7 protein-coding genes are annotated in these 14,019 nt (G+C 55.6%); 4 read left to right on the forward strand and 3 right to left on the reverse strand.

All coding sequences use genetic code 11. From position 1 onward, the window contains the following. Window positions 1-32 precede the first annotated feature (32 nt). The 3 genes from SFX18_14530 to SFX18_14540 all read right to left on the reverse strand — a co-directional run bounded on the left by SFX18_14530 (window position 33) and on the right by SFX18_14540 (window position 4,521). Entirely contained in the window at window positions 33-425 is a 393-nt protein-coding gene (locus SFX18_14530) for a YbjQ family protein (protein MDX1964366.1), read from the reverse strand. Window positions 426-714: 289 nt separating this feature from the next. After that, complete coding sequence (locus SFX18_14535) at window positions 715-3,918, reverse strand: PAS domain S-box protein (GenBank protein ID MDX1964367.1); 3,204 nt, start codon at window positions 3,916-3,918, stop codon at window positions 715-717. A 186-nt stretch (window positions 3,919-4,104) separates the two neighbouring features. Continuing rightward, window positions 4,105-4,521, reverse strand: a complete 417-nt coding sequence (locus SFX18_14540) for a response regulator (protein MDX1964368.1) — start codon at window positions 4,519-4,521, stop codon at window positions 4,105-4,107. Between the two features lie 355 nt (window positions 4,522-4,876). Here SFX18_14540 and SFX18_14545 point away from each other — a divergent pair, with 355 nt between their 5' ends. The 4 genes from SFX18_14545 to SFX18_14560 form a co-directional block, all read left to right on the forward strand. Beyond that, entirely contained in the window at window positions 4,877-6,910 is a 2,034-nt protein-coding gene (locus SFX18_14545) for a glycosyltransferase family 39 protein (protein MDX1964369.1), read from the forward strand. Window positions 6,911-7,045: 135 nt separating this feature from the next. Continuing rightward, the gene (locus SFX18_14550; GenBank protein ID MDX1964370.1) at window positions 7,046-8,053 is read left to right on the forward strand and encodes a lysylphosphatidylglycerol synthase transmembrane domain-containing protein; all 1,008 of its coding nucleotides are present in this window, start codon (window positions 7,046-7,048) and stop codon (window positions 8,051-8,053) included. A 59-nt stretch (window positions 8,054-8,112) separates the two neighbouring features. Next, complete coding sequence (locus tag SFX18_14555; protein MDX1964371.1) at window positions 8,113-9,282, forward strand: glycosyltransferase family 2 protein; 1,170 nt, start codon at window positions 8,113-8,115, stop codon at window positions 9,280-9,282. Between the two features lie 858 nt (window positions 9,283-10,140). Then, window positions 10,141-14,019, forward strand: a 3,879-nt coding sequence (locus SFX18_14560; protein ID MDX1964372.1) for a fibronectin type III domain-containing protein, incomplete at its 3' end; no start/stop codon positions are given.

Here is a 14,019-nt window from a genome sequence, read left to right on the forward strand (position 1 = left end):
GCAAGTTCCGCTACGACAAACTGGATCACCCTTTACCTGGGTTGGGCCTCAATGATCACCGCCGTGCCATAAGCCAGCACTTCGGTCACGCCCTGCATCACTTCATTGGCGTCGTAGTGCATGCCGACGATGGCGTTGGCCCCCATTTCGGCGGCGTGTTGCAATAGCAGATCATAGGCATCCTGGCGGGCCCGTTCGCACAATTCAGTATAGACGGTGATATTTCCGCCAAAGATGGTTTGAATGCCGCCAAAAAAATTCCCCACGACGCTGCGCGAGCGGCAGACAATTCCGCGCACCACGCCCAGATTGCGGACGATGCGGCAACCTGGCAGTTCCAGGGCGGTGGTGACCCACTGGGGATCAATATGGGACTGACGGGCATTGCCCGTTCCGGTGTGCAGGGTGCCTTGGTAAGGATTCATGACGTGGATCGTACACGAGCCGTGTACCGTGGTGGGTATAAGTGAATCAAAAGTTGAATCAGCCCGTGGCTGATTTTAGCGCATCAACTAAACCGTTGGCAAGGGAAAGTTTTTTATCACAATGATTGCCAGATGCTCGCCATACATCTCTACCAGCCATCGTGGCAAACACGCACTGCCATCATCAAATCCCACCCCAGGGTTTGTCCCCTTTTCCCACAGTTAGCAGGTCGCGCGCGTCATTGTAGTCCCGCGCGGCATCAAAAGGCACGCGGGGATAGTAGGCGAATTAACCGGGAGACGCGTTCTCGTTGTTGAGCGATTTCAGAAAGTTGAATAACTCTTCCGGCTGAAAAGGCTTGACCAGATGCAGATCAAACCCCGCCGCCCGTGATTTAAACCGATCCTCGGGCTGGCCCCAACCTGTTAAGGCAACCAGGATAATATCCCTCCCCCAGGGCGCGGCCCGAATATGCCTGGCCGCGTCAAAACCATTAAGGTGGGGCATGCCGATGTCCAATATCATCACATGTGGCAAAAATTGCTCCGCTACGGACAATGCCTGTCTTCCATCATGCGCGGTTTGCGTGGTGTGACCCATCATCCGCAGCATCAATGCCAGGCTTTCTGCGGCATCGGTGTTGTCATCCACGACCAGAATTTTTTGACGGGGAAAATGATGGGCCTCCTGTGCGGAGGCCGGGTCGCCGACTGCCGCCGCGATGCTCCCACGGGGCAAAAAAACCGTGAACGAGCTGCCTTGTCCGTGCCCGCCGCTGGTGGCGGTAACTTTTCCCCCATGCAGTTCCACCATCCGCCGCACCAATGACAACCCGATCCCCAGCCCCCCCTGCGAATGCTCCAGGCTGCGATCCACCTGCGTGAACATTTCAAAGACGTGTGGCAGCATTTCCGCGGGTATGCCCACGCCATTATCGCTTACCGTAAGTTCCACGGTGGCGGGCGTGGCGGTTGCCGTCAGGCGGATTTTGCCCCCCCTAGGAGTGTATTTGGCCGCGTTGTTTAGTAAATTTGCCAGCATTTGTGCCAAGCGGGTCAGGTCGCCGGAGAGCGAGATAGGCTCCACCGGTAATTCCACCGACAAGTGATGCTCCATCTGCTCGATCAGGGGGCGACTGGTTTCCACCGCCTGCCGCACAATCTCGGCCAGTTTTAGGGAGGATACTTTTAATTCTATCTTGCCCTGGCTGATGCGGCTGATATCCAACAAGTCATCCACCAGCCGGACCAAATGGGAAATTTGCCGATCCATCAACTGTCGCGTTTCGGCAATCAGCCTTTGGTCATGTTCGGCCAGCTTCATCAATTGCAGCCCATTTCGCAGGGGAGCCAAGGGATTGCGCAACTCATGCGCGAGGGTGGCCAAAAACTCATCCTTGCGCCGGGCGGAATCCCGCAGCGCGGCCTCGGCCATTTTCAGGTCGTGGATGTCCGTCATGGTCCCCACCCATTTCAGCACATTCCCGGCATCATCTTTTAACGGGACCGTCCTTCCCGCAAACCAGCGGTATTCGCCATCATACCGGCGCGTTCGCGCTTCCACGCTAATGGCTTGGCCATGTTCGAGCGCCCACGCCCATAATTGCCGCAACCGGGGAATATCGTCGGGATGGTGGATTATATCCCAACCCCGTTGTTTTAATTCTTCATGGGTGGAACCGGTGTATTTTTTCCAGGCGGGATTTTGATATTCGGGATTTCCCCGGCCATCCGACATCCACAAAAAATCCGGCACCGCCTCGCCCAGGGTGCGAAAGAGGGCTTCGCGTTCGCGGAGGGATTCGACCGCTTGTTTCCGTTCGGTGATATCTTGGACCACGCCCAGCATGCGCAGGGGCTTTCCCTGGGTATCGCGCAGTAATCTCCCCCGCGTGCCAATCCAGCGATATCCGCCGTTGCCGTGCAAGACGCGAAATTCACTTTCGTATTCGCCTGTAGAGAGGGCCTCGGAGGTTTTTTGGCGGTTGGGCTCGATGTCGGGGGGATGCAACCGCGACTCGAACAAGTCAAACGTTATCGGCACGTCCGGGGGGACGCCAAATAACTCGCGCGTTTTTTCGGACCAAATGACCTCGTTGGTTAAAATATTCCAATCCCAACTCCCCATTTGAGCCGAATCCAGCGCTAGCACCAAGCGTTGGGAAGAGCTTTTGAGTTCTTCTTCCACCCGCTTTTGCTCATGGATTTCGGTGGAGGTGCCGAACCAGCGGTCAATTTCTCCGTTGGAATTTTTGACGGGGACCGCACGGGTAAGGAACCAACGAAATTCGCCATCATAACGCCGCATCCGAAATTGAGCGGAATACGGCGCTTTGGCCGTGCGGGCGGTATCCCACAAGGCCAGCGTAGCGGGGTAATCCTCGGGATGGATCATTTGGGCGGTTAGCTCCGAGGTTGCTCCAATCTGGCCGGTATAAATTTGCCATTGCTGATTAATGAAAGTGATTGAGCCCGAGGGATCGGTCACATACACAATCTGCGGCATGGCGTTAGCCAACTCCACCAACCGTTCCTGGCTGGCGCGCAGGTCCGATTCGGCCTGTGCCCGTTCCAGGGCATTCCATGTCCGTTCCGCCACATCCTGGACCAGCTGACGCTCGGCCAATGTCCATCGTCGCGGAGACGCGGATTCGACACTGACCGCCCCCACCCAAGTGTTTTGCTTATAAAGCAGGACCGCGAGGTAGGCCGTTGTTTGAACAGCGGCATAATTTTCGCGCTGTTGATCGGAAAATCGCCCGTCCTTGGCGACGTTTTCGACAATGATCAGTCCCCCTTCGGACCGCAAACTGTGAAAGAAATCCCCAAACGACTGGTAGGACACACTTTCCGGAAAAGGGGGGACCCCTTGGTGGTAGGCCCCTTCCACCGTCGCCATCTCCCCCTCAATTTTAAAATACGTTGCCCGATTTACTTTTAAATAGCCTCCCAATAATGTTGTCGCCCGTGATTTAATCTGGGCCGGTTGATTGATAGCCCGCAGTTCGTCGCTAAACCGCAACAGAAACTCTTGACGCGCTTGATTTTCGCGCAGTTCGGCCTCCAACCGTTTTTTCTCGGTGATGTCCTGGGCCACCACATTCAGGCCAATAACCTGGCCCCGGCTGTCACGCAGCGGAAACCATGATTCCAGCCAGGTATGCGTGACCCCGGGATCGGCGGGGGTTTCTCCTTCTAATTCCACATTCAAGAGCGGCTCGCCTGTTTCGATGACGCGCCGAAAGGCGGGTTCAATTTTGGGGGCCAAGTCAGGCACGATCTCAGACAATGTTTTGCCAATATGGTCCGCGGCGGGAATGCCGTTCATGGCAGCCATTTGCGCGTTCAGCCGCACATAACGCATGTTAAGGTCCATCTGCAGCATCCCGACCGGCGACTGGTCGTAGGTAAGTTGCAGTTGAAATAAAACTTCTTTTAAGAGCCGGTCTTCAGCAAAAACGCTCTGATCTTGCTGTCGTTCGGTAATCATCATTTCATAGGATAAATTAAAATCTGATGGCACATGACAATAGGCCGTATCAGGCCTTATGGAACATAACCACAAATTGTGTCCGTGCAGGGTAAAAGAGACCTGGTAACATCAACGCGTAAGAAAAAGTGGATGTAAAATAGCCATGAAGCTAGATTGTAGAAACTGCAGAGGCGATTGCAAGCAAATTTACACCAAACGCAGCCTATCCTGAACGCTGGAGCAAATTTCGCGGACTTCCTCAAAATCGGCGGGTTTAATCAAATGATAATCAAAACCAGCCGCCAAAGACCGCTGCCGATCAGCTTCTTGGCCGTAACCGGTGACCGCCACCAAGACGATCTCTGCGGTCCGGGGATCCGCGCGGAGTTTCTCCGCCACCAGCCAGCCGCTGATGTCCGGCAGGCCAATATCCAGCACCACGATCTGGGGTTGGTAGGTCACGCAAGCCTGCAACGCGCTATGCCCATCGGTCGCCGTTTGCACATCAAAACCCGATACATTTAACAAAGTAGCCATCATATGTACCGCGTCGCGACGATCATCAACCACAAGCACCCGTAATTTAGGCGTGTGAAGATCAGTGGTATCATGGGACATAGACATGAGTGACCTCCGAATCAATATTTGGCAAAATCTTTAAATCAACTCCAATCATGCTGTTGTAAGTTATTTTCATTTTTCAAGCTAGCATTCTGCAAATAATATGCCCAATGGTTTGTCGGCTTATTATTTTGGTTGATAGAAATAGTTAACCCCTTGCAATTTCCTCCGCGCCGCTTTGGGAGATTTGGCCTTCGTGCTAGCAAAACATTTTAGCGTTCAGTGGCATCATTTCACGCCCTGTAAAACTAGGCAATTTCCCCTTTGCTCCAGGCGCAATTGACGCCCCCGCCGCTACCTCTTACAGTTTGCAACCGCAAAGTAATCAAAGCTCCCGCGGCCCCGAGTACCGCCAGCCATGCCCCGCCACCCCCGCGCGGCTGCCACGATCGTTACCCCGCAACGCCAGCCCCATTTTGCTAGACCCATGCACGGAACGGAATCCACCGGCATTATCGAAAAACTCGCGCGCGATCGGGTCGCCCCCTGGCTGGTGCTGGCCCTGGCGGCGCTGGTTTGCTTTACAAATTTGGGGGGTGCCCGCCTGTGGGATGAGGACGAACCCCGCAACGCCGCCTGCGCCGCAGAAATGCTGGCCCGCGGCGATTGGGTGGTCCCTACCTTTAATGAAAATCTGCGCACCGCCAAGCCGGTACTACTTTATTGGCTGCAAATGCTGGCCTACAGCGCGGGGGGGGTAAATGAATTTACCGCCCGGCTCCCTTCAGCGATTTTAGGCTGTGGCACCTGTCTGTTGACTTGGTGGCTGGGACGGGGCTTGTTGGGCCGCGCCGCGGGATTGCTGGCGGGGATGATACTGGCCACCTCGCTCAGCTTTGACCTTTCGGCCCGCGCCGCCACGCCCGATGGAACGCTGCTGTTTGGCGTCACGTTAACCTTAACCCTGTTTGTTAGTGCCCTGGGGGGTATGTCCCCCGCTGGTTTTAGCGGTGCCACGCCGCAGAATCTAACTTGGCGGTGGATGTCCCTCATCTATGCCGCCATGGCATGGTCATTTTTGGGAAAAGGACCCGTCGGGGTAGTCTTGCCACTGGCGATCTTAGGACTGCACTTATTGATAGAAAAACTAATCAGCGTAGTGCCCCGAGACCTGAGCGGCTGGAGCTGGTGGAAACAGGCCTGGCCCCTGACTCCACGCCAGTTGGTCGCGTCCATCCTTGATTTACGCCTGTGGCTAGGGGTGCTGGTCATCGGCCTGATCGCCGGGCCGTGGTACTTGTGGGTGGGGCTGCGAACCGAGGGAGAATGGACGCGGCAGTTCTTTTTGTACGAAAATGTGCAGCGATTCCAGGAGCCGCTCGAACGGCATGGCGGGCCAATATACCTGTACTTTTGGTTTTATCCGGCGGCGCTGTTGGTGGGTTTTTTCCCCTGGTCGATCTTTCTGCCGTATGCCTTGTGGCATAGTTTGAAACATTCACCGCCAGCCCTTCAGCCGCCAAAATTCCCCCCGGCCACCGCGCAGCGATCCGCGCATCTGGCCGCTAGTATTCCCGTTCCAGTCTTTACCCATCATGCCGCCAGTCGCCGATTTTTATGGTGCTGGTTGGGCGTCTGGTTGGGAGCATTTACGCTTGCCAGCACCAAGCTGCCAAGTTATGTCCTGCCCGCTTATCCGGCGCTGGCAATTGTTATTTCGGCTTGCCTGGTTGATTGGCTGGGCCATGCCGCCACCATTCCACGTTGGCTCATGCGCTGCGGGTGGATCTGTTTGGGGCTGGTGGGAATGGGACTGGCCATCGCATTGCCGGTCATCGCGGGACAATATTTTCCTGACGAAGCCTGCCTGGGCCTGATAGGCGTTTGGCCGATGCTGGCCGCGGCCTGTGCCTGGCAATTGCATCATTGGCGGAAAATCCCGCTGGTGATTGGCACACTGGGCCTAACGGCTGTGGCGTTTTCGCTATCGCTCTTTGCCTGGGGCGCGCCGCGAATTAGCCAATACCAGACCAGTCCCCAATTGTTAGCCGCCCTGGCGAATTCCATGACAGACAAGCCGTTACCCCCGCTGACAATGGAAAATGACTCGCCCCGGGAACCGCGGCAACAGCCGCTGCCAGGGAAAAGTGCTCGGTCGATCGGTAGTTTTTACTATCCTAGTTCGAATCTGGTGTATTACGCGGGGAGAAAAATCCTTAGCTGTCCCGCTCCCAAAGCGGCGGCGGAACTGTTGTCCTCTGATCCGGCCGCCGTCATTATCACCCCTTATGATCAGTATGTCACCCAGTTGCAGCCGGTCCTTCCCCCGGATGTGCAAATCCTGTCGCGGCATCGACAATTTTTAAAACCCGGAGAGATCGTCGTGCTTGGGCGTGCTTTGACGGGCTTGTCCACCGCGGTCCGCGAGGCAAGCCAGACCCAACGCAAATAACGCCATTCTTGCGTGTTGGCTTTTTGAATTGCGGCAGCAGTTCGAAAAACGCATTTTTATATTTGATTTCCTTAAGAAAATCCATTTCCCCCTTCCGCCGATGATAAACCGACTTGCGGCATCGATGACATCACTATGTGCCACCTGACCAACGCCCTTCAGCCCCTACGCAAACATTTGTCGCTCTTATTGCGGATCGGCCTGAGCGTGGGCCTAATGGCAATTTTACTATGGCGACAAGATTGGCCGACTTTGGGAGCCACTTTTGCGCAGCTTGACCCGATAGGTTGGACGCTGGGCCTGGCGATTTTTTTGGTCTCGCAATTGCTCTCCGCGGTTCGCTGGCACAGCCTGGCCCGGCCGCTGGGATTTACCGCTGGCTTGCCACGTTTTGTGCGTCTATATGCCGAAGGAATGTTTTTTAGCCTGTGCCTCCCCTCATCGATCGGAGGGGATGTGGTCAAGGCGTACCGCCTGGGGAATACCGCCGCATCCCGCGTCTTGGCGGCTTGTTCGGTTGTGGCGGATCGACTAACGGGGTTATGCGCGGTGCTGGTCATCGGGCTGGCCGCGCTGGCCGCTCGGCAATGGGGCTGGTCGGGCGGGGGGGCGCTGCTCTTGGGTATGGTTTTTTACCTGGTGGCCTGCCTGGCAATGACCGCGGCGCTCATGCTCAGTGGAGTCCTTACCCGGCGACTTTCCCCCGATTCTCGCCTGCGCAAATTCACCGTCGCTCTCGATCCTTATCATGATCGGCCTAGTCTGTTCTGGCGGGGTATTGCCTGGGGCGTCGGTGTCCAGGGGTGCAATGTGCTCAGCGTCATGTTTCTGGGCCGGGCGTTGGGTCTGGAACTACAACTGGCGGATTACGCCGCGGTGGTGCCGCTGGTCGCACTAGCCACCACGCTTCCCATCAGCCTGAATGGCGTGGGCGTGCGGGAGGGAGCCATGGTGCTGCTTTTGGACGATTACGGCGTTTCGACCGAGGTCAGCACGACCCTGGCCCTGGTTTGGTTTACCGTGCAGGTCGCGGGGGGACTCTTGGGCGGGTTGGTTTATGCCCTGGCTCCCAAATTGGATGCGATTTCCGGTGATGCCAGCCTGGAAAATTCCCCACAGGAAGTTTACAAGCACGCGGCATAACAGTCGCCCACTATTATTGCTTGGTTTTGGCTTTAATCATTTTTGTGTGAAGGTCCGCCATGTCCGCTCTTGCCACGATCTCTATTGTCATTCCGGTCTATAACGAAGTCGAGACGTTGCCCCGGCTGTATGACGCGCTTGCGCCGGTGCTAAAGAACCTGGGCCGTGATTATGAAGTGCTGCTGATCGATGACGGCTCGCGGGATGGCTCTTGGGAAGTACTTTGCCAACTGGCGGCGCGGGATGCGGCCTGGAAGGTGATTCGCTTTCGCCGCAACTACGGCCAAACCGCCGCCATGAACGCCGGCCTGCACGAGGCCGCTGGCGAGATCATCATCACTATGGACGCCGACCTGCAAAACGACCCCGCCGATATTCCGCTCTTGATCGCAAAGCTAGAACAAGGCTATGACCTGGTTCACGGCTGGCGCAAGGATCGCCAGGACACCTGGCTGACGCGCAAAATCCCCTCGCGCCTGGCCAATTGGCTCATCTCCCGCGTCACGGGCTTTCCGATCCATGATCTGGGCTGCACGCTGAAGGCCATCCGCCGCGAAATCGCCCAAGATTTAGAACTGTACGGCGAAATGCATCGCTTTATTCCCATCCTGGCCCACTGGCGCGGGGCCAACTGCGCGGAGATTGTCACGCGGCACCATCCCCGCCGCTACGGCACCAGCAAATACGGCCTGTCGCGCACCGTCCGGGTGGTCCTGGACCTGATCACGGTCAAATACTTGACCAGCTACATGACCAGCCCGATGAAACTCTTTGGACGCTTTGGCCTGTTGTCGTTTGTGGTCATGCTTTTGGCCGGACTGGGGACCGCGGGCATGAAAGTTTTTGGCCAGGTCGACATGACGGGCAACCCGCTGTTGCTGCTCACGGTCTTTGCCGGATTTGTGGGAATGCAGTTTTTGGTCCTGGGGATGTTGGGGGAATTGGGCGTGCGAACCTACTACGAAAGCCAGGAAAAAACTTACTATACCGTACGGACACGATTAAATATGGGGGGCAAGGGAGCGCTGCCAGAGTTGCGGGTAATCACGATGCCGCGCGTCCCCGCTGCGGCATTTTCCGCGTCAAGCGTTGCGATTGATCCCCGCGTGACGCTCCCCGCGGACCTGCACGCGGCACTCATGACACTTTCTAAACATGGCTGGAAAGCCGCCCCGACAACTACGGAAAACACAGAACAAGAATTGCCGATCCTCCGCCGCGCGGCATAGTTTTGCGGTGTGGCATGTGGCATCAATTGTAGGAGGCGACTCCGTCGCCGATCTGGTTTTTGTTTAGCCGCGACGCGCAGCGGAACGCGGGTTAGAGACGAGAAGCAAAACCCGTACCGGCGAGTTTTACTCGCCGATCTGGTATTTGGTTGCTGGTATTTGGTTTTTGGATTTTGGAGGCTGGTTTTTGGAACTTAAGCTTCCTACCGCGAAGCGGTTACAGCACATAGCCGGTGGTTGAGCGCAGCGATACCACCGGAAAGTATGGAGGCTAATTCCCCCCTCTCCCGATAGCGACTTTCTCTTTTATATAAATCCCCTATCGGGAGAGGGCCGGGGTGAGGGATGCTGGAAATTGGTAGTTAGTATGGTTGTTAAAGCCAAGGACTATCCCGCAGATATCACAGCCCCCAGCCGCTGGGCTAACGCGGCGCCGGAAAACCAGACACAAAGCCGCCGATGACATCGGCGGTGGGGGTGCGTGGGACGAGGGTTGCGGGGCGCGGGGTGAGAGTTGCGTGAAAAATGTAGGAGGCAACTCCGTTGCCGAATTCCCCGTACCGGCGAGTTTTACTCGCCTAATCCAGCTCCAGCGGACCGAAATCTTTATAGCCAGCGCCAAAAACTCCACCTACTATCCCTCTGAATTCACAGCCCCAGCGAGCGCGGCGGCATAGGAAATGGTTATCCGCAACCCCCCTTCTGCATTTTTAATCGTAATTTTTTAATTTAAACCATCAAATCCTAACGTTCTCTTTGCTAAAATTGTAGTTACCCTCCACGAGCAATCTCCCATAAACTGACAACATTCGGGCAGACCAAATTATTCGGGGCAAACGATTTCATTCGGGGCAAACGATGTCCAACGCGCGTGATCTTTTCGGTGGCTCTCAACAAGGCCCAGACTCCCGTTCGGCCAGGCTCTTTTCCGCCACGCGCCGCCGCCGCGCGGGATTTGAACAGTTAGAAACACGCCTCCCCCTGGCGGGGGATCTGGAGTTGGTGAAGGATATTAATCAGGATTTCTATTCTTCGACTCCCGGGCTACTTGTCGATGTAGGTGGGACGTTATACTTTGTGGCTGAAGATGGAATCAGCGGCCAAGAACTCTGGAAAAGTGATGGGACTGAGGCTGGTACAGTCCTTGTTAAGGATATTTGGCCAGGGACTCAATCGTCATCCCCATTTTACCTGACGAACGTCGGCGGGACACTCTTCTTCAGTGCTGATGACGGTACAACTGCCAGGCAGCTTTGGAAAAGTGATGGAACTGAAGCGGGTACAATACGTGTTAAGGATTTATTTTTAGGTTTTGGTCCTGATCCAAGTAACCTAACAAGTGTTGGAGGGACGCTATTTTTCACAAGGATTGATGCGTTCAACAACAGCTCAGAACTCTGGAAAAGTGATGGCACCGACGCTGGAACGGTATTAGTTAAAAAATTTCTATCTGGTTTACCCGGTGCAAGCATACAACACTTGACAGACGTTGGTGGTTCTCTCTTTTTTTCTGCCAATGAGGGTGTCAGTGGCGATGAACTTTGGAAAAGCGACGGGACCGAAGCGGGCACCATCCTTGTCAAGGATATTCTTCCAGGAGGAGGCTCCTCTAGTCCTCGTTACTTAACTGACGTTGGTGGAACGCTTTACTTCAGTGCTACTGATGGGGGCAGTGGCCACGAATTATGGAGAAGTGATGGCACCGAGACAGGCACCGTCCTTGTCAAGGATATCCGACCAGGAACCGCATCTTCGTTCCCCTCCTCCTCGTTTTATTCCGGTTACCCTCTGATAATCAATGTTGGTGGAACGGTTTATTTTGGCGTCACTGACGGGGTAAGCGGCGCTCAGCTATGGAGGAGCGACGGGACCGAAGCCGGTACCGTCCTTGTCAAGGATCTTTTTACGGGTAATGCGTTTTACTCTACCTCTCGATCCTTGTATGACGTCAATGGCACCGTCTTTTTTGCTGCTGGCAACAGTGCAAGTGGCTTTGAGTTATGGAAGAGCGATGGGACAGAGTCAGGCACCGTACAAGTCAAGGACATCTGGCCGGGAGCTCGATCCTCGTTTGGCTTTTTTGGTGTTAGCTTCGTAACTAAAATCGGCGCGACGCTCTATTTTCAAGCTGACGACGGGGTCAGCGGCAGTGAATTGTGGAAGAGCGACGGGACCGAGGCCGGCACCGTCCGTGTGAAGGACATTCTGCCGGGTTCTAGGAAATCTGATCCTCGCTACTTGACCAACTTAGGAGGCACGCTTTACTTTCGAGCGGATGACGGATCGAGTGGCACGGAGCTTTGGAGGAGCGACGGGACGGAGGCAGGCACGGTACGTGTCAAGGATATCCGACCGGGCACCTTACTCGTTCCACCTCGCGACTTAACAGACCTTGGAGGGACACTTTACTTTACAGCAAGTGAACTGAATTCTAATTTTGAGCTCTGGAAAAGTGATGGGACTGAAACGGGCACAATCCTGGTTAATGATATCTACAAGGATTACCCTGGTGGGCAACCTCGCTATCTTACCAATGTTGCCGGGCTACTCTACTTTACGGCTAATGACCGAGTAAGCGGGATTGAACTCTGGAAAAGCAATGGAACCGTGGCTGGTACCGTGCGTGTCAAGGATATCCGGCCCGGAAACCAGAACTCTGAACCTCGGAATCTAACAAATGTCGGTGGGATACTTTTTTTCACTGCGGATGATGGAATAAGCGGCCGTGAACTGTGGAGAAGCGACGGTACTGAGGCAGGCACCGTACGCGTCAAAGATATAAGGCCAGGTATAGGTACAGGATCATATGGTGGTTTAAGCTCTAATCCTACTTTATTGAAAGAAGTCGGCGGAAAGCTTTATTTTAGTGCAAATGACGGTGTCAGCGGCTACGAACTGTGGAAGAGCGACGGGACCGAAGCCGACACCGTCCGCGTCAAAGATATCCGGCCTGGTTCATATTTATCAAGTTCAAGCCCTAGTAACCTTACGGACGTCAACGGAACTCTTTTCTTTATAGCCAATGACGGTCTCAGCGGTGTAGAGCTCTGGAAGAGCGACGGTATGGAAGCCGGCACTGTGCGCGTTAAGGATATTCGACCTGGAGCAGACTCCGCGTTCAATCCAAATTTTCCCGGATTCTTAACGAACTTCAATGGGACACTTTACTTTCGCACAAATAATGGAATCAGCGGCTTTGACCTGTGGAAGAGCGACGGGACTGAAGCTGGAACTGTTCGCGTTGCTGACGTCGATCCTCGTTATATTACGAATATCAACGGAACCTTATTCTTTAGTGGCTATGACAACATAGCTGGCCGTGAGCTGTGGAAGAGCGACGGGACTGAAGCTGGAACTGTTCGCGTTAAGGATATTTGGTCTGGAATAGCAAATGCCTATCCGATTAGTCTCACCAACGTCCACGGCACGCTCTATTTTCGTGCCAACAATGGGCTAGACGGCACCGAACTCTGGAAAAGCGACGGGACCGAGGCCGGGACTGTCCCGGTTCGCTTGCCTGGAAATCTGCCCCTCCAAAGCCCGTCGGCAATAACTGTTGCTGGCGACCGTGTATATGTCGCGGGCACGCGGCCAGATATCGGAACGGAACTCTATTCAATCCAGCTCAACCCCGCCGCACCTTCCGGGTTGACGGCCACGCCCACGGGGGCTAATAAAATCCAGCTTTCCTGGACCGATAACGCCACCAGCGAGACCGGCTACCGCGTCGAACGCTCCACCAGTGGCCCTGGTGGCCCCTTTACCACGATAGCCACGCTCCCCGCCAATGCGACCAACTACACGAACACGCAGTTGCCGTCGTATGTAAACTACACATATCGAGTCGTGGCCAGTAGCGCTGTGGGGGACTCCGATCCGTCCAACACCGCCACCGCCAGCACGACGCTGGAACTGATTACCGGCACGAGCGCCGCCGACACCTACCGTGTCCGCCGCAATGGCAGCCTGCTAGAAGTGTACGAAAACACGCTCCCCGGTCCGGGCGTCAATCCCGACTACGTGGCGGAATTGGCAGCGATGACGACCGGGGTGCTCACGTTCAATACGCTCGCCGGCAACGACGCGCTCGTGATCGACGCCAATGGCGCGGCGGATTTTGGCGCGCTGCGGTTTGTCTATAACGCCGGCGCGGATGAAAACACTCTGCAAATCTCCGCTGGCGCGGCGCGCGTCGATAGCACGGTGGTTGGCGGGACACTGGATACGACCGTCGACGCGGGGGCCACGCTCGTGACCGCGGGCCTGCGACAGCGGGACCTAGCACTGGCCGGGGCGAACTCAGTTGTCCGCGTCTTGCCCAATGGTTCGGCGGCAGGGCTGGTGGTCCTCACCCGCAATCTGTCCATTGCCAATGGCGCGGTCCTGGACCTCAACGATAACGATCTGGTCTTGCACTACGATCCGCAAGCAGCCAGCCCGCTCGCGGCCATCACCACACTGGTTGACAACTTTTACACATTTGGTCCCCTCCCTGGCAGCGGCGTTCCCCTTATCGCCAGTACTACAGTCGACAACTCCGGTGGCACGCGTGTCATCATTCCAGTCGATAATGCCAACAGCCAATTTGGCGACGTCGGCAACCCCTTTTACGACCTAACGCTGGGCGACAGCGGCGCGGGGACCGGCTTTCACCAGGTGATTGTCCGGTTTACCTATCCAGGGGATTACAATCTGGATGGGCAGGTGGATGGCGCGGATTATATTGTCGTCGATTCC

This window comes from Pirellulales bacterium, from assembly GCA_033762255.1.
Taxonomy (GTDB): Bacteria; Planctomycetota; Planctomycetia; order Pirellulales; family JALHPA01; genus JANRLT01.